The organism is Thalassobius sp. MITS945101, assembly GCF_047123305.1.
Lineage (GTDB): Bacteria > Pseudomonadota > Alphaproteobacteria > Rhodobacterales > Rhodobacteraceae > Thalassobius.
The window spans coordinates 192660-211540 of record NZ_CP138918.1 but is presented as its reverse complement, the minus strand read 5'-3'; the positions used below and the strand labels follow the sequence as shown (position 1 = coordinate 211540).

Annotated in this window: 20 protein-coding genes and 1 riboswitch; of the genes, 18 read left to right on the top strand and 2 right to left on the bottom strand. The window is 58.9% G+C overall.

Annotation, left to right across the window (positions count from 1 at the left end):
• Positions 1-192: 192 nt before the first annotated feature.
• The gene (locus SIC14_RS01055; protein WP_412564002.1) at positions 193-2076 is read left to right on the top strand and encodes an acyl-CoA synthetase; all 1884 of its coding nucleotides are present in this window, start codon (positions 193-195) and stop codon (positions 2074-2076) included.
• A 143-nt stretch (positions 2077-2219) separates the two neighbouring features.
• On the top strand, positions 2220-3557 hold the full coding sequence (locus SIC14_RS01050; protein ID WP_412564001.1) for an ABC1 kinase family protein: 1338 nt from the start codon (positions 2220-2222) through the stop codon (positions 3555-3557).
• A gap of 44 nt (positions 3558-3601) precedes the next feature.
• Here the strand turns inward: SIC14_RS01050 and SIC14_RS01045 are convergent, their stop codons facing one another.
• Complete coding sequence (locus tag SIC14_RS01045; RefSeq protein ID WP_412564000.1) at positions 3602-3904, bottom strand: DUF1330 domain-containing protein; 303 nt, start codon at positions 3902-3904, stop codon at positions 3602-3604.
• A 173-nt stretch (positions 3905-4077) separates the two neighbouring features.
• Positions 4078-4308, bottom strand: coding sequence for a peptidase (locus tag SIC14_RS01040; protein WP_412563999.1), 231 nt, complete (start codon positions 4306-4308; stop codon positions 4078-4080).
• A gap of 211 nt (positions 4309-4519) precedes the next feature.
• Positions 4520-4712, top strand: a riboswitch (cobalamin riboswitch).
• 81 nt (positions 4713-4793) lie between these two features.
• Between SIC14_RS01040 and nrdH the strand changes: the two genes are divergently transcribed.
• The 16 genes from nrdH (at position 4794) to SIC14_RS00960 (ending at position 18769) form a co-directional block, all read left to right on the top strand.
• Positions 4794-5015, top strand: a complete 222-nt coding sequence (gene nrdH, locus SIC14_RS01035) for a glutaredoxin-like protein NrdH (protein ID WP_412563998.1) — start codon at positions 4794-4796, stop codon at positions 5013-5015.
• A gap of 16 nt (positions 5016-5031) precedes the next feature.
• Entirely contained in the window at positions 5032-5457 is a 426-nt protein-coding gene (gene nrdI, locus SIC14_RS01030; RefSeq protein ID WP_412565802.1) for a class Ib ribonucleoside-diphosphate reductase assembly flavoprotein NrdI, read from the top strand.
• Complete coding sequence (nrdE, locus tag SIC14_RS01025) at positions 5439-7562, top strand: class 1b ribonucleoside-diphosphate reductase subunit alpha (protein ID WP_412563997.1); 2124 nt, start codon at positions 5439-5441, stop codon at positions 7560-7562. Before nrdI ends, nrdE begins: the two co-directional genes overlap by 19 nt.
• Before the next feature lie 25 nt (positions 7563-7587).
• Positions 7588-8559, top strand: a complete 972-nt coding sequence (nrdF, locus tag SIC14_RS01020) for a class 1b ribonucleoside-diphosphate reductase subunit beta (protein WP_412563996.1) — start codon at positions 7588-7590, stop codon at positions 8557-8559.
• Positions 8560-8924: 365 nt separating this feature from the next.
• Positions 8925-9359 (top strand): hypothetical protein, encoded by a 435-nt coding sequence (locus SIC14_RS01015; RefSeq protein WP_412563995.1) that lies wholly within the window; start codon positions 8925-8927, stop codon positions 9357-9359.
• A gap of 66 nt (positions 9360-9425) precedes the next feature.
• The gene (locus SIC14_RS01010; protein WP_412563994.1) at positions 9426-9764 is read left to right on the top strand and encodes a hypothetical protein; all 339 of its coding nucleotides are present in this window, start codon (positions 9426-9428) and stop codon (positions 9762-9764) included.
• Between the two features lie 28 nt (positions 9765-9792).
• On the top strand, positions 9793-10794 hold the full coding sequence (locus SIC14_RS01005) for a Hint domain-containing protein (RefSeq protein WP_412563993.1): 1002 nt from the start codon (positions 9793-9795) through the stop codon (positions 10792-10794).
• A 149-nt stretch (positions 10795-10943) separates the two neighbouring features.
• A complete protein-coding gene (locus SIC14_RS01000) occupies positions 10944-12236 on the top strand; it encodes a hypothetical protein (RefSeq protein WP_412563992.1) in 1293 nt (430 codons plus the stop codon).
• 215 nt (positions 12237-12451) lie between these two features.
• Entirely contained in the window at positions 12452-13168 is a 717-nt protein-coding gene (gene phnF / locus SIC14_RS00995; RefSeq protein WP_412563991.1) for a phosphonate metabolism transcriptional regulator PhnF, read from the top strand.
• 4 nt (positions 13169-13172) lie between these two features.
• Entirely contained in the window at positions 13173-13592 is a 420-nt protein-coding gene (locus SIC14_RS00990) for a phosphonate C-P lyase system protein PhnG (RefSeq protein ID WP_412563990.1), read from the top strand.
• Positions 13592-14128, top strand: a complete 537-nt coding sequence (phnH, locus tag SIC14_RS00985; protein WP_412563989.1) for a phosphonate C-P lyase system protein PhnH — start codon at positions 13592-13594, stop codon at positions 14126-14128. The genes SIC14_RS00990 and phnH overlap by 1 nt, the downstream gene beginning before the upstream one ends.
• Positions 14128-15183, top strand: a complete 1056-nt coding sequence (locus SIC14_RS00980; protein WP_412563988.1) for a carbon-phosphorus lyase complex subunit PhnI — start codon at positions 14128-14130, stop codon at positions 15181-15183. Before phnH ends, SIC14_RS00980 begins: the two co-directional genes overlap by 1 nt.
• Positions 15180-16094 (top strand): alpha-D-ribose 1-methylphosphonate 5-phosphate C-P-lyase PhnJ, encoded by a 915-nt coding sequence (locus SIC14_RS00975; protein WP_412563987.1) that lies wholly within the window; start codon positions 15180-15182, stop codon positions 16092-16094. The genes SIC14_RS00980 and SIC14_RS00975 overlap by 4 nt, the downstream gene beginning before the upstream one ends.
• Positions 16091-16888, top strand: a complete 798-nt coding sequence (locus SIC14_RS00970; protein ID WP_412563986.1) for an ATP-binding cassette domain-containing protein — start codon at positions 16091-16093, stop codon at positions 16886-16888. Before SIC14_RS00975 ends, SIC14_RS00970 begins: the two co-directional genes overlap by 4 nt.
• Positions 16885-17601, top strand: coding sequence for a phosphonate C-P lyase system protein PhnL (locus SIC14_RS00965; protein WP_412563985.1), 717 nt, complete (start codon positions 16885-16887; stop codon positions 17599-17601). The genes SIC14_RS00970 and SIC14_RS00965 overlap by 4 nt, the downstream gene beginning before the upstream one ends.
• The gene (locus SIC14_RS00960; RefSeq protein ID WP_412563984.1) at positions 17588-18769 is read left to right on the top strand and encodes an alpha-D-ribose 1-methylphosphonate 5-triphosphate diphosphatase; all 1182 of its coding nucleotides are present in this window, start codon (positions 17588-17590) and stop codon (positions 18767-18769) included. Before SIC14_RS00965 ends, SIC14_RS00960 begins: the two co-directional genes overlap by 14 nt.
• Positions 18770-18881: the final 112 nt, after the last annotated feature.

The window sequence follows — 18881 nt, the reverse complement described above, 5'->3', positions numbered from 1 at the left end:
GTAGGGGATCGGGTTAAGGCCGTATGACCTTTGGGAAACTTCCCGTTGGACTTGAATCGCGCAGCGTCACAGATCCTTTGACGTTGCGCCCCCGACCGAATGAAACCTTGTATCAGCACAATTTCCCTTCCACATTGTTGCGAGGGACAAAACGCCTCATAAACGGGGCAGACGTAATGGGAGGAATTGCCGATGGGGTTCGCCTCGGTTCAAGATACGATTGCCTTGGAAAATGAAATGCCATGGGAAGACCGCGATGTGCCGGTCACATTCTATGAGCTTTTGACACGCACCAAAGACCGCCATGGCAATGGGAAGGCGATCACCTTTCAGCTGCTCAGCGGCCCCAAGGACAAAGCCGAGACGCTGACCTGGAACGAGCTGCATGCGCGCACCTGTCAGGTGGCCAATATGTTCCGTGATCTGGGCATTGGCGAACAGGACGTTGTGGCCTGCATTCTGCCCAACTGTACCGAAACTCTGTTGACCATCTTTGGCGGTGCCATTGCGGGCATCATCAACCCCATCAACCCGCTGCTGGAGCCCGAACAGATCGCCGCGATCCTACGCGAAACCGGTGCCAAGGTTGTGGTGACCCTGAAGGCCTTCCCGAAAACCGATGTGGCCCAGAAAACCGCGGAGGCAGTGCGCCATGCGCCGGGGGTGCATACGGTTCTTGAGATTGACCTCAACCGCTATCTGACCCCGCCGAAATCCTTCATCGTGCCGCTGATCCGTCCAAAGAATCCGGGCAACCATCACGCTGATGTGCTGGATTTCAACAAGACGGCCAAGAAGTACCCGACCAGCCTGTCCTTTGCGGACAGCTCCGAGGATCGCGTCGCCGCCTATTTTCACACCGGTGGCACCACGGGCATGCCCAAAGTGGCGCAGCACCGCTATTCTGGCATGGTCTACAACGGCTGGCTGGGCGCGACGCTGCTGTTCACCAACGAAGACAATGTCATCTGCCCGCTGCCGATGTTCCACGTCTTTGCCTGCCACGTGATCATGATGTCGGCAATCTCAGCAGGCACCCATGTGGTTTTCCCCACGCCTGCGGGCTATCGCGGCGACGGGGTGTTTGACAACTTCTGGAAGCTGATCGAGCGCTGGCAGATCACCTTTATCATCACGGTGCCGACGGCCATTTCGGCGATGATGCAGCGTCCGGTGGATGCGGATATCTCCTCGGTGAAAACATCGTTCTCGGGCTCCGCGCCGCTGCCGCTGGAACTGTTCAAACGGTTCGAAGAGGCCTCTGGTGTTACCATCGTAGAAGGCTACGGCCTGACCGAGGCGACTTGCCTGGTGTCCTGTAACCCGCCAACCGGGGGTAAGAAGGTCGGGTCGATCGGCATCCGCTTCCCCTACAGTGACGTGCGCATCTTCAAAGAGGTCAACGGCGAACCGGTCGAGTGCGGCCCCGATGAAGTGGGCGAAATCTGCGTCTCCAGCCCCGGTGTTTATGCGGGCAATACCTACACCGAGGCAGATAAGAACGCCAATCTCTACCATCACGGCAAATATCTGCGTACCGGCGATCTGGGCCGCATTGATGCAGAGAACTACCTATGGATCACTGGTCGTGCCAAGGATCTGATTATTCGTGGCGGCCACAACATTGATCCGGCGGAGATCGAAGAGGCGCTGCTGGCGCATCACGACGTGGCCATGGCCGGGGCCATCGGCCAGCCGGACGCGCATTCGGGTGAACTGCCCTGCGCCTATGTGGAACTGGTCGAAGGCGCCTCGGTGACGGGTGCGGAGCTGCTGGAGCACTGCAAGGTCCACGTACATGAACGCGCAGCGATCCCGAAATATGTTGAGGTTCTGGACGAACTGCCGAAAACGGCGGTGGGCAAGGTGTTCAAGCCGGACCTGCGCAAAAGCGCCATCACCCGGATCTACAATGCCGCGCTGGAAGAGGCCAAGCTGAACGCGCAGGTGGTTGAAGTCACAGACGACAAGAAACGTGGTCTGGTGGCCCATGTCAAACGCACCGGTGTTGTGCATGACGAAGGGGTGGGCCATGTCCTCGGCGCCTTCACCCGCCCATGGGAATGGGCTGAGTAAGCTCTCAGCTTTTGCAGTAAAGAAAGCCGCCCCCCGGGGCGGCTTTTTGCTGTCTGGCACCTGCGTCAGGGCGGCGCAGGGAATTGACGTTGTGGCTTTAGGTGTTAGCTCGCAAATAGCGTGGCAATTTCAGGAGCCGCAGAATGTCTGACACCTCCCATCGTCCGCGGCCCGTTGCGGTGCCTGCGGGCCGCTTGCATCGCATGGCGCGTCTTGGCGGGCTAGCAACGCAAGTTGCGGGCGCCGTGGCCCTTGGCGGGGCTAAGGCACTGGCGGGTGGGGCACGCCCGCAGTTGCGTGATCTGGTGCTGACCCCCGGCAATATCGAACGTCTGACGCAGGAGCTGGCGCAGATGCGCGGCGCGGCGATGAAGGTTGGTCAGCTGATTTCCCTGGAGGCAGGGGATCTGTTGCCGGCCGAGCTGACAGCGATCCTGTCCCGGCTGCGGTCTGACGCCCACCAGATGCCGCCGCAGCAGTTGAAACAGGTGTTGAACGCGGCTTGGGGGCAGGGCTGGCAGCGCCAGTTTGCCCGTTTTGACGTGCGCCCGATAGCGGCGGCCTCGATTGGGCAGGTGCATCGGGCACGGCTGAAGGATGGGCGCGACCTGGCGGTGAAGGTGCAATACCCCGGCGTGGCGCAAAGCATCGACAGCGATGTGGCCAATGTCGGGGCGCTGTTGCGCGCGGCGCGGGTGTTGCCAAAGGGCTTTGATCTGGCCCCCTATCTGGAGGCCGCGCGCCTTCAACTGCATGAGGAAACCGACTACCTGCGCGAGGGCGCGCAGCTGCAGCGGTTCGCCGGCTATCTGGTGGGGCAGGAGCGGTTTTTGCTGCCGGCGTTTCATGCGGATTGGTCAACCGGGCAGGTCTTGGCGATGTCCAATGTGGCGGGCCGCCCGGTGGAGGAACTGCAGGCCGCGCCTCAGGACACGCGGGATGGTGTGATGCGGGATCTCTTTGCGTTGTTTTTTGATGAGCTCTTCACCTTAAATGACATGCAAAGTGACCCGAATTTCGCCAACTTCCTCTATCAGCCTGCCGAGGATCGTATCGTGTTGCTGGATTTCGGTGCCACCCGCGCCATCGCCTCTGATGTGGTGCAGGGATACCGCGATCTGTTGGCGGCAGGCTTGGCCGGGCGTTGGCCGGAAATGCAGCAAGCCGCCGCCGCGATGGGCCTGTTGGCGGGGGGCATGCGCCCAGACCACCACGCGCGCCTGATCGCAATGATGCAGTTGGTATTCACAGCTTTACGCGCGCCGGGTCTGTTTGATTTTGCTGATACGCGTCTGTCACAACAGCTGCAGGCCGAAGGGTTGGCCCTGATGGAGGAGGGGATGGAACCACCGCCCGTGGCGATGGATGTGCTCTACGTGCAGCGCAAACTGGGCGGCTTGGCCTTGCTGGCAACGCGCCTTTGCGCGCGTGTTGATCTGCAGGCACTGCTGGCCCCGCACCTTGCAGGGCCAGATCGCTAAAAGGCCGCCACCCCCGGACAGCAGCCTTTCGGAGGATTGACGGTTCAGACGGGCAGCTGCCCATTGTCGAAGATCATCATGTCGCTTTTGGCAACCTTGTGCAGGATCTCTTTGTAGGGCGCGTGTTCGGGCCCATCATAATACTGCTCGGCGGCTTCTTTGCTGGGGAACTCCACCAACAGCAGACGTCCTTTGGGGAAGTCGCCTTCTTTGATGGTATAATCCTCGGTGACGGCCAAGGGTTTGCCGCCATAGGCCAGCAGGGTCTGGTGGCCACCGGGCAGGTAATCGCGGGCGTGGGTTTCGGCGTCTTCAACACGGAGGAAGGTCAACATATAGGCAGGCATTTCAGGATCCTTTTGGGAATTTTGTCTGTTGCAGCAATGATGCTTCTCAGCAGGTTCGCACACAATTGTCGAAACTACCCAAGGCAATGCGCATCTGCGCACATACCGCCAAATCTGAAGTTCAGATTGGATCCGCTTAGGTGCACGGCCCGTGTGACGGAATCGTGCCGATTTCAGCCCGTGATGAAATACTTGCCGATGCCGTAGAGGTAGAGGCCGGTGAAAACGATATTAATATACTGCAATTGCCGTTCGGTGCGCAGCCAGCCGAAGTAGGCCCAGAGCATGCAGAACGGCAGGCCCAGAAACAGCGGCCAGGGATGCCAGCTGTTCACCAACGCCAGTGTCGACGCCAAGCCAAGCGCAAGCGCCAGCCATTTCAGCTCTTGTTCGTAACGTGCCATATTGCCCGGCCAGATTTAGGAATCGCCTTCGGTCGCAGAAATGCCTGCGTAGGAAGGTGCTTAAGGGGTAACATCAGGTTGAATTGCCGGTCAAGCCATGGCGGCCACGATCAAGGGTATTCGGGAAAGGCAAGATCAAATTTGTGCTTCTGCAGAAAAGAATTTTCCCTCAGCTCATAGCCTACATGTTGACTTGATGCCCCTCAAGAACGCAATATCGTGTTGCTTCGGTTCCTTCGATTCTGATCGACGGCTAAGAGGGAAGCGGGTGGAATTCCCGCGCTGCCCCCGCAACTGTAAGCGGATCGTGACGCTGATAAAGCCACTGAAAGCACGCTTTCGGGAAGGCCAGCTGAGCCAGGATCCGCAAAGTCAGGAGACCTGCCGCAAGCGTGCAAATAAAAACCACGAACGGAGGGTTCGGGGGCGTGTTCGGGGGGGACCCGACGCTGCGTCCTCGACTTTGACAAAGGGACTGAGGACTGATGAGCGTCATCGTTTATTCCAAACCGGCCTGTGTGCAATGCACCGCCACCACCCGCGCCTTGGATGCCAAGGGCATCAGCTACAACGTGGTGGATCTGACCCAGGATGTCAGCGCTATGGATCGGGTGACCGAATGGGGCTACCGTCAGGCCCCCGTGGTTGAGGCCAACGGCAACCATTGGTCCGGTTTCCGACCGGATATGATCGCGCAACTGGCCTGAGGGGATGAGCCGCCAACTGCCGGCGCTTGTCTACTACTCGTCTAAATCGGGAAACACTCATCGCTTTGTCACACGGCTGGGGCTGCCTTCCGTGCGGATCGCTGAGTGCCTCGATGCGCCTTTGCCCGACCACAGCCTGCTGACCGACGCCTTTGTCCTGATCTGCCCCACCTACGCCGATGGCCAGGGACGTGGGGCGGTGCCAAAACAGGTGATCCGGTTTCTGAATGACGCCAGCCGCCGCGAACGGTTGGTGGGGGTGATCGGGGCAGGCAACCGCAACTTCGGTGCGACCTACGCTTTGTCGGGTCGCACCATCTCTGAAAAATGCAAGGTGCCGCTGCTCTATTCCTTTGAGCTGGCGGGCACCGAAACCGATATCACCCGTGTGCGCGCGGGGCTGCAAAAACTGGGGGACAACCTATGCTCGACAGCGATCTGAGCACTTTGGACTATCACGCTTTGAACGCGATGCTGAACCTCTATGACGGGGACGGCAATATTCGCTTTGAGGCGGACCGGATGGCGGCGCGGCAGTATTTCCTGCAGCACGTCAACCAGAACACTGTGTTCTTCCATTCGCTGGACGAAAAACTGGGTTATCTGGTCAAGGAAGGCTACTACGAAGAGGCCGTTCTGGATCAGTATTCCAAGAACTTCATGCGCCAGATCTGGGATGAGGCCTATGCGCTGAAATTCCGCTTCCCCACCTTCCTGGGCGCATTTAAATATTACACCTCCTACACGCTGAAAACCCGTGATGGTCAGCGCTATCTTGAGCGGTACGAAGACCGTGTGGTGATGACCGCGCTGTGCCTTGCGCGCGGGGATGAGGCGCTGGCGCTTTCGTTCATGAAAGAAATCATGGGCGGCCGGTTCCAGCCTGCAACCCCGACCTTCCTGAACGCCGGCAAAGCGTCGCGTGGCGAGCTGATTTCGTGCTTCCTGCTGCGCCTGGAAGACAACATGGAAAGCATCGGCCGCGGCATCAACTCTGCGCTGCAGCTCAGCAAACGCGGCGGTGGCGTGGCGTTGCTGCTGACCAATATCCGCGAACATGGCGCGCCGATCAAAGGCATTGAAAACCAATCTTCCGGCGTGATCCCTGTGATGAAACTGCTGGAAGACAGCTTCTCCTACGCCAACCAGCTGGGGGCCCGTCAGGGCGCCGGCGCGGTTTACCTGAACGCGCACCACCCCGACATCATGCGTTTCCTCGACACCAAGCGGGAAAACGCGGATGAAAAGATCCGCATCAAAACCCTGTCGCTGGGTGTGGTGATCCCCGATATCACCTTTGAACTGGCCAAGAAAAACGCGGATATGTACCTGTTCTCACCGCATGACGTGGAGCGGGTCTACGGCGTGCCCTTCTCGGAAATCTCGGTTAGCGAGAAATATGACGAGATGGTGGAAGACAAGCGCATCCGCAAGTCCAAGGTCAACGCGCGTGAGTTCTTCCAGACCATCGCCGAGATCCAGTTTGAATCGGGCTACCCTTATGTGATGTTTGAGGACACGGTGAACCGGATGAACCCCATCGCGGGCCGGATCAACATGTCGAACCTGTGTTCGGAAATCCTGCAGGTGAACACCGCTTCCAGCTTCAACGATGATCTGAGCTACAGCGAAATGGGCACGGATATTTCCTGCAACCTCGGCTCACTGAACATCGCCAAGACGATGGACGGCAAGGATCTGGGTCAGACCGTGGGCACCTCCATCCGTGCGCTGACTGCGGTGGCGGAAATGTCGGCCATCGACTCGGTCCCTTCGGTGTGCAAAGGCAATGACGAAAGCCGCGCGATTGGGCTGGGGCAGATGAACCTGCACGGCTATCTGGCGCGCGAACACGTGCACTATGGCAGCGCGCAAGGTGTTGAGTTCACGTCCGTGTACTTCGCCGCTGTGGCCTATCACGCGATCCGCACTTCCTGCGATCTGGCCCAGGAACGGGGCGAAAGCTTCAAAGGCTTTGCCGAATCCGAATACGCCTCGGGCGTGTTCTTTGACAAATACACCACCCGTGACTGGCTGCCCGAAAGCGAAAAGGTCACCGCGCTGTTTGACGGTGTGGATCTGCCGACTCGCGAGGATTGGGCGGCGCTGAAGGCCGATGTGATGAAGCACGGGCTCTATAATCGCAACCTGCAGGCGGTGCCGCCGACCGGGTCGATCAGCTACATCAACAACTCCACCTCCTCGATCCACCCGATTGTCTCGAAGATCGAGATCCGCAAAGAGGGCAAGATTGGCCGCGTCTACTACCCCGCCGCCTATATGGATAACGAAAATCTGGAATATTACCGCGACGCCTATGAAATCGGCCCGGAAGCGCTGATCGATACTTATGCGGCGGCCACGGAACATGTGGATCAGGGCCTGTCGCTGACCCTGTTCTTCCCGGCTGAGGCCACAACGCGGGACATCAACAAAGCCCAGATCTACGCCTGGAAAAAAGGCATCAAAACCATCTACTATGTGCGCCTGCGCCAGGAGGCCCTTGAGGGCACCGAGGTTCAGGGCTGCGTGTCCTGCACCCTGTAATCGCGACTGAGATCGGAGAGAGACAATGAAAGACATCGCCCCCACCCGCATCCCGCGCGCGATCAACTGGAACCGTCTGGAAGACGAAAAAGACCTGGAGGTCTGGAACCGTCTGACGGTGAACTTCTGGCTGCCGGAAAAGGTGCCGCTCAGCAACGACATCCCCAGCTGGGCCACCCTGACCGAGCATGAAAAGCAGCTGACCATCCGCGTGTTCACCGGCCTGACCCTGCTGGACACCATCCAAAACGCCATCGGTGCGCCGGCGCTGATGCCCGATGCGATCACGCCACATGAAGAGGCCGTGCTGACCAACATCGCCTTTATGGAAGCGGTGCATGCACGCAGCTATTCCTCCATCTTCTCAACGTTGTGTTCGACCAAAGAAATTGACGAGGCGTTTCGCTGGTCCGATGAAAACCCACATCTGCAGGCCAAGGCCAAGGCGATCCTAGACACCTATGCGCCGGGCAACGATCCGCTGAAGCGCAAGATCGCCTCGGTGTTTCTGGAAAGCTTCCTGTTCTATTCCGGCTTCTATCTGCCGATGTACTGGTCCAGCCGTGCCAAGCTGACCAACACCGCCGACCTTATCCGTCTGATCATTCGCGATGAGGCGGTGCATGGCTATTACATCGGCTACAAATTCCAGCGTGGCTTTGAGAAACTGGACGCAGCCGCTCAGCAAGAGCTGAAAGACTACGCTTTTGGTCTGATGTTCGAGCTTTACGGGATCGAGAACCAATACACAGAAGAGCTCTATGACGAGATTGGCCTGACCGAGGATGTGAAAGTCTTCCTGCATTACAACGCCAATAAGGCGCTGCAGAACCTTGGCTTTGAGGCCCTGTTCCCGCCGGAAGTGTCCGAAGTGAACCCCGCCATCCTCGCGGCGCTCAGCCCCGACAGCGAAAACCACGACTTTTTCTCGGGCTCTGGCTCGTCCTATGTGATCGGCAAAGCCGTCGCGACCGAGGACGAAGACTGGGATTTCTGAAATTTCTGCACAGACCTCACAGAGGGCGGTAACTTCGGTTGCCGCCCTTTTTGCGGCCAACAGTCAACGACCGCAATGCCGCAAGGGCGGTGGGTGCAACGGAAAATCTTGTTGCGCCTGTATGGCGCGATCCGTCGCCTTTCCTATTGATCGGAGCAGAGAGGGGGCAAACAGGCATGCGTTTCATTTAGGTTGTGCGATACCCCCAAAGCGTGCTCGATCAGGACCGTTCAAATACTCGCAAGGGTTTTGCTTTCGGTATTTTGAAGGCGTCATCAATTCTTGGCGCAAAGCAAAACCGTAGGATTAGTGCGGTTGCGATTGATATGGCAGGTTACGAAAGCAAGGCTTTCAAAATCTCTGACATGAAAGATCTGGTGCCCTTCATCGAAAGGCATGGCGCGGCTTTGGCCGAAGCCATTGCACCGGGCGAAGCTGCCGAAGATCTGAGCCTTGCGGTTCTGCGCCGAAGCGACCGCGCCCTGACCCTGCGGGCCGAGGCGCTGGGGCGGGTGCGGTTGGTGAAGTGTTTCAACGATGAAAACACCGCCGCGGGCTTCAGCTATCTTGCCGAACGTGATGCGCTGCGGGCTTTGACCCTGTCCGGGCTGACACCTGCGCTGGTGGCCTTTTCCAATGAGCACCGCTTTATCGCCGCGGATTTCATCGTCGGAGACACGCTGCGCGAGGTGATCACGCCGGAGGTGTTGGAAACCGTAGCGCGCGGTATTGGCCAATGGCTGGGGCGTTATTGCCGGCGGGCGCCGATCCGGCAGGCCAGCGCTTCTTGGTTCAGCTAATTTAGCCAGATCCCGACCCTGCGTGACACGCCGGTAGTACGGGCCGCCAAGCGAGAGCTTTGCGCCATGACCAGCAAAGGCATGGTGCTGTCCAAAAACGATGGCTCTCTGAGCAATTTCATCCTGTCCGAAAATGGCAAGATCTATGGCGTTGACTTTGAGAAGGCCAAGTTCAAGCCGGTCGGCTGGGACCTGATGCTGACAGCCCGCGCTTTGGTCCGGCTATTCCCCGCCGCAGCGGAGCCGGTGACCGAAGCGCTGGCCCGCGGGTTCTGCGACACCGGCCCTAGGCAACCGGAAGAGTTCATCACGCTTTTGCGGATCTTTGTGATCGCCACGGTGTTCCCAACCTCTGATCCAAATGACCGCTCCCGCCTGACGGCCCACACCGGCCTTCATGTTTGACTTTAACAACGGACGAAACGGACCCAACATGCCGACGCAGATCGACGTTGCCCTTAGTGAAACCGCCCATGGTCATGGGTTCAAAGTCAAACTGAACAGGATCATCAAGGATGAGGATCTTAGTGCAAGCGAAGACAGCTTTGACATCGAGTTCATCGATGACGCCGATCTAGAAGGTGCAAAGGTCAAGATCCAGAAACTTGATTATACCTTTCATCATGATGACGATGATGATGATCATCACCACGACGACGATGACGATGACGAAAGCGAGGGCAATTTTACCCTGAATTTCGATCTGGCGCATTTTGATGACACCTTTGAAATCGAAGCCAAAAGCGAAGGCCCCGAGGATACTTTTGTGGTGGATGGCGCCAGCAGCTACGAAGTTGACGACGGGATTTACAAGATCACCTACACCGGCTCCGACGGTGAAGAGCATGTCGTGGACATCGATCCCGGCGTGGCCAGCGTGGTGGTCAACCTTGTGTGTTTTACCCCCTCAGTACGGGTGCGCACGCCGCGCGGTATGGTGGCAGTTGGCACCTTGCAGGTGGGGGATCTGGTCACGACGGCGGATCACGGGGCCCAGCCGGTGCTTTGGGTGGGCAAACGGATCCTGAACCTGCCCGAAGGCGGACACCGGTTCAGCCCGGTGCTGATTGGTAAGGACGCTTTGGGCAAAGGGCGTCCCCGACATGATGTTCTGGTTTCGCCGCAACATCGGATTTTGCTAAATGATCCCGCCAAATCTGCCAAAGGGGCCGAGACCCTTGTGCCTGCCAAGGCGCTCACCGGCCTGTCTGGCATTCGGGTGGGCAAAGGGAAAACCAGCGTCGCCTATGTGTCGGTCTTGCTGCCGCAGCACGCCATCCTGGAGGCCGAGGGCCTGCCATGTGAAAGCTTCCTGCCACGTCCCTTTGCGCTGTCGCACCTTACGCCCTCTGCGCGGCAGCAGGTGCTAGACGTTTTCCCCGACGCCATGCACAACGCGTTCAAAGAAACCTATCCCCCGCGCGGCCAACTTTGACGGTGCAGCAGGGCCGGGCGCTGGCAAAGCGCATCCGTAGCGCAGGGCAGATCCGCGAAACCTTTTGGGCGCTTGAGGCAAATGTTGCCGCCGCCAGTGTGGCCTGAACTGTGACCCAGCTGCCGCCCCGAACGAAGTGAGGTGTAACGATGACCACATTGCAAATCCCGGTGCCCCTTCTCAAAAGCGAACGGCAGTTGCCGGAAGTTCTGTTGGCACATGGGGCGTTTGAGGCCGCAGAGAAAGCCTGTCGCCGTCAGATCAAAGAGGGGTCACGATCGGCATCAGATCATATGACCCTCGCCGCCCTGTTGGCACGTCGTGGGGAAGGAGAGGCCGCGCGCATTGGCTTGCAGGACTTCTACCGGCGACATCCACTTGCCCCGCCGCCACCGCATCTGACCCCCACGGCGGATCGTCTGCTTTATGTTCGTGGGCTGGACAAAACCCGCCCGCTCTTGGGCAAAGGAAGCAAGGGCCGCTACAAAGCGATGCTGCGGGGGGGGCATTACACGCTGGCCTATCTGATGCCACTGTCGGTGATGGCGCGGCAGCGGCTGACGCTGACCCCGGAAACCGATCCCGCACAGCTGAACCTGCCGCCTCATCGGGTGCTGTTGAACACGATTTCGGATCCAGACATCGAAGGTGGCTCACTGGCGACGTTTTCTACGTTCTTGGCACAGTCGCCGCGGACGCGGGTGGTCAACCATCCGGATGTTATTCTACAGACCAGCCGGGACGGCAATTACCAGCGTTTGAAAGGGTTGGAGGATGTGATCTTCCCGCAGACCTGTCGGGTGGATCTATCGATGTCTTCGGTGGATCAACGGCGTAAGGCCCTGAAAGCACTGGGCTTCCAGCCGCCGTTCATTCTGCGTGAAACCGGCACCCAGACCGGACGGACCACGGTGCTGGTCGAAAGCTGGAAAGCGCTGAACGCGCCTGGGGCAATGGCGCTGTCTGGCCTGTGTTATGCCATCGCCTTCCAGCAGCATCTGTGGCGCGGCGAGTTTTATCGCAAAATGCGCCTGTTTGTGATCGATGGCCGCTCCTATCCGGTGGTCTGCCACTTTGACCGCCACTGGAATGTGCATGGTGGCAACAGGCTGCACATCATGAAAAAGAGCGAAGCCCTGATGGCACTGGAAATGCGGTTTTTGCGCGACTGGCAGGGCTATGTTGGCAAACGTGCACAGGCCGCGCTGGAGCGGGTGATCGCCGCAACGCCGGTACAGTTCTTTGGCATCGACTTCACCGTGACCGCGCAGGGACTGCTGTTCATCTACGAGCTGAATGCCTCCATGCGCCATAGCTACGATCACGCCCGTCATTTCGTTTACAAACGCGGCTATGATGAGGCGACCTCGGAGGCGTTTCAGAAAATGGTCCGCAAATACACCAACCGTCCCAGAGCCCTCTCAGCGCGCCACAACGCGTAGGTTACAGAACCAAAAAGGGGGGCATTGCGCCCCCCTTGTCGTTTGCGGTGTGCAGGCTGAGTCACTCAGAACGCGCATTTTGTTTGCCAGCACGGGCGCCTCATGACGGCCTCCGGTCAGCGTTGTTCGCCAATTTGTGGGAGGTTCTAAAAATCGTCATTTCTCTGTTACCGCCACAAGCTAGATCGAATTCATCCGAATGAATGAGCGGCCTGATGGTGAAAGAAAAATGGCGGTTGGTACGTGACCAGCTGAAACAGGATATTGAAGCGGGCGTGTTGCAGCCGGGGGCAAAACTGCCGACAGAACCGGAGCTTGCAGCGCAGTTCGAGGCGGGACGTCATTCGGTCCGCCGCGCCGTCTCTGAACTGTCCAAAGAGGGCACGCTGAGTGTCGAGCAGGGGCGGGGCACCTTTGTCGAAAGCGCGCCTTTGCTGGAATACGAGATTGGGACCCGTACAAGGCTTAGCAAGAACCTCGGCGCGCAGGGGGTTGAGATGTCTGGCGCGCTGCTCTCGGCGCAGCTGGTCAAATCGAGCGAGCGCGTGGCGTTGGCACTGGGAATGATCCCGGGGGCGCCGGTACTGGAAAGTCGCCGCATCACCTATGGCAACGCGGTCCCGATCGCCTTTGGTGCCTCTTATCACGATCCGGAAAAATTCCCTGATTTTGCAGCCCGCCGCGATGTGCTGGGCTCAACCACGCAGGCCTATAAGACCTACGGGATCCACGATTATCTGCGGGCCGAAACCACCCTGCACAGCCGTCTGGCTCGTCCGGAAGAAGCCAAGCTTCTCAAGCAGCACGTCGATAGCCCTGTCGTGGTAATCCGCGCCTTGGATGAAACGCTGGAGGGCACGGCGCTCAGCTACAAGGAAGTGATCTGGTCGGCGCTGCGTGTGAAATTCTCAATGTCCACTGACAGGAAGTAGCGAAATGGAAACGCCTCACTCCTCACACCTTAGCATTTTGGCAAGAAGCGGAGCGGAGGCGATAAAGCCTTTTGCGGAAACGCTGATCCCCCTGTTGGGCGACGTCGACGTGCTGAAAAGCCAGACCGGTCTGGTCATGCTGCCCATGCGCGACACGGCGCAGGGCACAGCCTTTCACCTTGGTGAGGCGCTGGTCAGTGAGGCGCATATCACATGCGATGACATTGAAGGTTACGGCATGCGCCGCGGTCGCGATCTTGAAGCGGCCATGGCCATGGCCCTGATCGATGCGGCCATGCAGAGCGGTGTCGCGGTCGCGGAGTGTCAGGCCTTCCTTGACGCCGAGCAGCGCACACAGGCGGCGGAAGACCACGTGCGCCTTTGTCAGGTTGAAGCCACCCGCGTCGATATGGAGACATTCTGATGACCGCGATACCCATTCCCTCCGAGGCGGAGAGCCGTTCGAACCACGCCTTCGACGCCTTGCTGACAGCACTGAGCCGACCGGGTGTTATCCAGACGCTGCCTCAACCTGGCGAAGCGCCGATCATTGAGGCGCTACTGGATCGTGAATGCCGCGTCTTTTGTGCCGACCCGCTGTTGATGCCGATGGTTCTTACGACCGGGGCGATTGTCGCCGATTTGCCCGCGGCCGACCATGTTTTTGTGGGTGTTCTGCAGGATTTGGACGTTGTGAACGGCCTTGATCTGGGCAGTGACCTTTACCCCGATGATGGCGCAACCCTTGTGGTGCGCGCGGTGCTTGGACAAGGCCCAAAGCTGCGCCTGACAGGGCCGGGGATCGAAACCGTGGCTGAGGTCAACGTTGGTGGCTTGCCCGAGGGTTTTTGGGAGCTGCGGCGGCAGCGGATCCGCTATCCGATGGGGTTTGATCTATTTCTGGTGGATGGGGATAGGGTGCTGGGTATGCCGCGCTCCACCCAAGTGGAGGTGCTGTAATGGCCTATGTTGCAACCCGTGGCGGTGAACGTGCAATTGAACAAGCAGAACGTTTGTTCCGTGCTGAAATGGGCGAAATCACCGATGCTCGCGTGGCCGAAATAAAAGCGGCCATGCCCTATCTGATTGACCGGGTGATGGGCGAGGCGTCGCTTTATGATGAGGATCTGGCTGCCTTGGCCCTCGCCCAAACCGGCGGTGAGTTGCTTGAGGCCGTTCTGGTCCTGCGGGCCTGGCGCACGACGCAGCCGCGTTTGCAGGTTGCTGATCCCATCGCGCAGGAGGCGCTGTTTACCCATCGCCGGATCTCGGCGGCGTTCAAGGATATTCCAGGTGGACAGGTCTTGGGGCCAACACTGGATTACTCGCACCGGATTTTGGCCACTGATGTTTTAAACGGGCTTTCCTTCAAGCCGGCGGAGGTGGAGCCTGCGGCACAGCCGGCACCGGCCTATCAGCCCTCAGTTGCAGCATGGCAGGCGGAAAACGATCTGGTGGACCTGCCGCCTGTTGATGACACCGCACCCGAAGATATCCCGGATGTGACCCGTGAACCGTTGCTGTTTCCAGCCAAGCGAGCACATACTCTGCAAAGCCTGGCCCGTGCTGAAACAGGCGGCGCTCTGGCGCTTGGTTATGCGGCGATGCGTGGTTACGGGCAGGCCCATCCCACTGTGAATGAGCTGCGCCTTGCTGAGGCCGATATCATGGTGCGCCACCCCAATGGCACCGCGTTCTCAGCGGGTCGGGTCAAGGTGAGCCAAGCCGAAGTGGTGTCCAAGAAAGGCGAAAAGCTGGAGTTGGGGTTTGCTGCCACGCTGGGCTGGAATGAGGTCAAATGCATCTCAGCCGCAACTTTGGATCTGAACAGCGCTGGCGCCGAAAAAGGATCTGCCACCGAAGAAGAGTTCTTCATCTACCACACCGAAGGTGTCGAAAGCTCGGGCTTCTGTATCCACTTCAAACTGCCCCATTACGTTACATTCCAATCTTCATTGGACGCAATGCGGGACGCCAAAGCGAAAGCCGCATCCCGGAAGGAGCCAGCCGAATGAGCCTTGCGACATTGACCAAAAACTGGGAGCCGATGAGCTATGGTTTCCTTGATGCCTCGGCCAAGCGCGAGATCCGGCGTAAGATGCTTAAGGCCGTGGCAGTGCCCGGCTGCCAAATGCCCTATGCCAGTCGCGAGGTGCCAATGGCGCGCGGCTGGGGGACCGGGGGCTTACAAGTGTCATTGACGCTGATGAACCCGTCCAAACGGGTCAAGGTGATCGATCAGGGGGCCGATGATTCCGTTAATGCCGCCTCAATCCGCCGCTTTCTGGCGCGGGTGTCCGGCGCCCCGACGACATTGGACACGCTAGAGGCGGATCTGATCCAATCACGCCACCGCATCCCCGAAGAAAAGCTGCGTGAGGATCAGGTGCTGGTGTTGCAGGTGCCTAACCCCGAACCCCTGCGCCCGGTGCAGCCCAATATGTCGATCGCGCGGCAAATGCATGCGGATGCTGACTATGGCCGTATGTGGCTGCAGCTTTATGAACAGATCGTGCGCTCAGGCCGGGTGATGCAGGGGGCAAGCTACCCGTCACTGGTGAACGGGCGCCACGTGATGACACCCTCGCCGATCCCGCGCTGGGATGTGCCGAAACTTCATATGGCCAAACATCTGACCATCCTTTCAGCCGGGCGTGAAAAACGTATCCATGCGGTGCCGCCCTTCACACGGGTTGAACCGCTGGTCTTTGACGATGTGCCTTACAAAGTTGAAGACCATGGGGATCTGACCTGTAATCGCTCTGGTGCCAAAGGGTTCTTTATGAACGAAATTCCGCAGGATGACGGATCGTCCACCTATGAGATTTCGGACAGTGAATTCGGCGTCAAAACCATCAAACAGGCCGAAGGTGCGCCCGTTGAGTTTGGCGAAACCTGGTACACCGACGGGGAGATGTCGTCATGACCATCACGATAGATGCACCCACACTGGTGAAAGCCGCACCGCTGCTGCGGGCGCAGAACGTCAGCAAGACATACGGAGCGGTTCAGGCGGTGCGGGATGTTTCAGCCGAGGTGTTCCCGGGCGAAGTACTGGGCATTGTCGGCGAAAGCGGATCGGGGAAGTCGACCTTTCTGCGGATGCTTAATCTGGAAGAAACACCTGACAGTGGCAGCTACACGCTGGACCTGCCCGAGGTTGAAGGCAATCTGTTCGATCTGGACCGGTTTGCCCGCCGGATGCTCTGTGCAACGCGGATTGGGATTGTCTATCAGAACCCGCATCTGGGACTGCTGATGAAACACTCCTCCTCAGGCAATGTGGCCGAACGCCTGCTGGTTGCCGGGGAGCGCCGCTTTGCAGTCCTGCGCGAAAAAGCCAGCGATGCGCTGGAGGTATCGGAATTTCCACTGGACCGTCTGGATGCGCCCCCGGCCGAACTGTCAGGGGGGATGCAACAGCGTGTGCAACTGGCCAAGGCGATTGCTTTGGAACCTGCGCTGTTGCTTCTGGATGAACCGACCACCGGGCTGGACGTCAGCGTTCAGGCCCTTGTGTTGGACACGCTGAAACAGCTGCAACAGGACCGCAAAATCACCATGGTGATCGTCTCCCATGACCTTGGGGTGATCCGCACGCTGGCGGATCGTGTGATGGTTATGCGCCGTGGCGAAGTGGTGGAGGCCGGACTGGCCGATCAGATTTTCCAAGACCCGCAACATGCCTATACGCAACAACTGGTGCACGCAAAGCTATGACAACCGTTCTCGAAGTTCAGGGCCTGACCAAAGGCTTCACGATGCATCATCTGGGCAATCACTTGGCGGCCTTTGATCAGATCTCTTTTGATCTGAAGGCTGGCGAATTCCTGCTGCTGAAAGGCCAAAACGGCGCCGGGAAATCGACGCTGCTGCGCACGCTTTACCGGTCTTACATCGCGCAGGCGGGACAGGTGATTTTCCACTCGAACCATGGGGCGATTGACCTCTTGCGGGCGGCAGATGTGGATATCACCCTGTTGCGGCGTGAGGAGATCGGGTTCGTCACCCAGTTTCTTGTCGCACGCCCCCGCGTCTCTGCCGAGGCTCTGGTGGCGGAACCTCTGCGGTTGGCGGGCCATTCTGCTGAGGCTGCCCTGCAGGAGGCACGCAAATGGCTGGCGGAATTTGGCGTGAAGGGCGATTTGTGGCGGGCTTACCCGACGACCTTCTCAGGCGGGGAACAGCAGAAGGTCAATCTGGCACGGGCACTGATCCTGCCGCAGAAACTGTTGCTGCTGGATGAGCCGACCGCCTCATTGGATGTGAAAGCGCGCGCCGCGTTAGTTGCGCGCTTGAAGGAGCTAAAGGCGGCCGGCACTGCGATGATCGGTGTGTTTCATCATCCTGATGATGTGGCCCAGCTGATTGACCGTGTGATCGACCTGACACCAGGTCTGGAAAATGAGGAGCGCGAAGATGTGGTTGTCTAATCTGTCACTTGTTTTACCGTATCGGGTGATCATCAGCGGGGCGTTGCGGATCGATGGGGATCGCATTGCCGAGGTGCGCGAAACCCCCGTGGACACTGGCATCGACTGCGGTGGTGTCCTGGTGACGCCCGGGTTCATTGACATGCATGGCGACATGATTGAGGTCGAGCTGGAACCGCGGCCAAATGTCGATTTCCCGATGGAGGTGGCCCTGGCCCATCTGGACGCGCGGCTTGCGGCCTCTGGGATCACAACGGCCTATGCGGCTGTTAGCTTCTCTCGCGGGGTGCGCAGTGGCGAACGGCGTTCATTTGAGCACACCAGTCAGGTGATCCGCAGCCTGCATGCGCTGCGCGATCACTGCGCCGTGGATCACCGCATTCACGCCCGCTTCGATATCACTTTCGACAATGCCGTCGAGGTGTTGCGCGATCTGATCCGGGATGGGCAGGTTGATCTGGTTTCGGTCATGGATCACACGCCGGGGCAGGGGCAGTATCGCGATCTGGAGCAACATATTCGCCAGCTTGCAAAGCGTGAGGGCGTGTCTGAAACCCAGGCCCGGCAGACTGTCACCACCAGAATTGCAGAGCGCAGTCGACCGCAAGAGGTCATTCTGAGCAACCTCAAGGCCGTGTCGGATCTGTGCCGGGCTGGCTCAGTGGCGCTGGCAAGCCATGACGATGACACCCGCGAGAAATCGCATCTGATGGCGGACATCGGCGCGGTGATCAGTGAGTTCCCGGTCACGCTGGAAGCTGCTGAGATCGGTGCGGAACGGGGCATGATGACAGCCATGGGCGCACCAAATGCAATGCGCGGTCAAAGTTATTCGGGCAACCTGTCGGCGCGTCTGGCGCATGAAAACGGGCTGCTGGATATTCTGGCCTCGGACTATCATCCGGGGGCGATGCTGACGGCGGTGATGACATTGGCGCAAAGCGATCCTGCTGGGTTGCCCGGCGCAATGGCGCTGGTGACGCGCAACCCCGCCAAGGCGCTGGGCCTGACAGACCGGGGGGAGATCAAACCGGGTCTGTTGGCGGACCTTGCCTTTGTTCAAACGGGGAAGATGCCGCGCGTTACAGCCACAATGCGGGCCGGGCGGTTCGTGCATTCAGTGGGCGATGTTGCTCTTTTTGATCAGCCAAAACTGCAACCTGCATGAGCGGGTTGCAGGCTGAGCCGCCTGTCACGGTTGGGTCATAAAACAATCAAAACAGCGTCACCCAATTGTTCGTTGGCCGTTAGTTTGGACGCATAGAAAGCTCTGGAAACAT

Bases quoted from the DNA above. Each gene is read 5' to 3' on its own strand.
- nrdE (WP_412563997.1), top strand. From the start codon at position 5,439: ATGCTCGACAGCGATCTGAGCACTTTGGACTATCACGCTTTGAACGCG.
- SIC14_RS01055 (WP_412564002.1), top strand. From the start codon at position 193: ATGGGGTTCGCCTCGGTTCAAGATACGATTGCCTTGGAAAATGAAATG.
- phnH (WP_412563989.1), top strand. From the start codon at position 13,592: ATGACCGCGATACCCATTCCCTCCGAGGCGGAGAGCCGTTCGAACCAC.
- SIC14_RS01050 (WP_412564001.1), top strand. From the start codon at position 2,220: ATGTCTGACACCTCCCATCGTCCGCGGCCCGTTGCGGTGCCTGCGGGC.
- SIC14_RS00970 (WP_412563986.1), top strand. From the start codon at position 16,091: ATGACCATCACGATAGATGCACCCACACTGGTGAAAGCCGCACCGCTG.
- SIC14_RS00965 (WP_412563985.1), top strand. From the start codon at position 16,885: ATGACAACCGTTCTCGAAGTTCAGGGCCTGACCAAAGGCTTCACGATG.
- nrdH (WP_412563998.1), top strand. From the start codon at position 4,794: ATGAGCGTCATCGTTTATTCCAAACCGGCCTGTGTGCAATGCACCGCC.
- SIC14_RS01040 (WP_412563999.1), bottom strand. From the start codon at position 4,308: ATGGCACGTTACGAACAAGAGCTGAAATGGCTGGCGCTTGCGCTTGGC.
- SIC14_RS01005 (WP_412563993.1), top strand. From the start codon at position 9,793: ATGCCGACGCAGATCGACGTTGCCCTTAGTGAAACCGCCCATGGTCAT.
- SIC14_RS01000 (WP_412563992.1), top strand. From the start codon at position 10,944: ATGACCACATTGCAAATCCCGGTGCCCCTTCTCAAAAGCGAACGGCAG.
- SIC14_RS00960 (WP_412563984.1), top strand. From the start codon at position 17,588: ATGTGGTTGTCTAATCTGTCACTTGTTTTACCGTATCGGGTGATCATC.
- SIC14_RS00975 (WP_412563987.1), top strand. From the start codon at position 15,180: ATGAGCCTTGCGACATTGACCAAAAACTGGGAGCCGATGAGCTATGGT.
- SIC14_RS00990 (WP_412563990.1), top strand. From the start codon at position 13,173: ATGGAAACGCCTCACTCCTCACACCTTAGCATTTTGGCAAGAAGCGGA.
- nrdF (WP_412563996.1), top strand. From the start codon at position 7,588: ATGAAAGACATCGCCCCCACCCGCATCCCGCGCGCGATCAACTGGAAC.
- SIC14_RS01045 (WP_412564000.1), bottom strand. From the start codon at position 3,904: ATGCCTGCCTATATGTTGACCTTCCTCCGTGTTGAAGACGCCGAAACC.
- SIC14_RS01010 (WP_412563994.1), top strand. From the start codon at position 9,426: ATGACCAGCAAAGGCATGGTGCTGTCCAAAAACGATGGCTCTCTGAGC.
- SIC14_RS01015 (WP_412563995.1), top strand. From the start codon at position 8,925: ATGAAAGATCTGGTGCCCTTCATCGAAAGGCATGGCGCGGCTTTGGCC.
- phnF (WP_412563991.1), top strand. From the start codon at position 12,452: ATGGTGAAAGAAAAATGGCGGTTGGTACGTGACCAGCTGAAACAGGAT.
- SIC14_RS00980 (WP_412563988.1), top strand. From the start codon at position 14,128: ATGGCCTATGTTGCAACCCGTGGCGGTGAACGTGCAATTGAACAAGCA.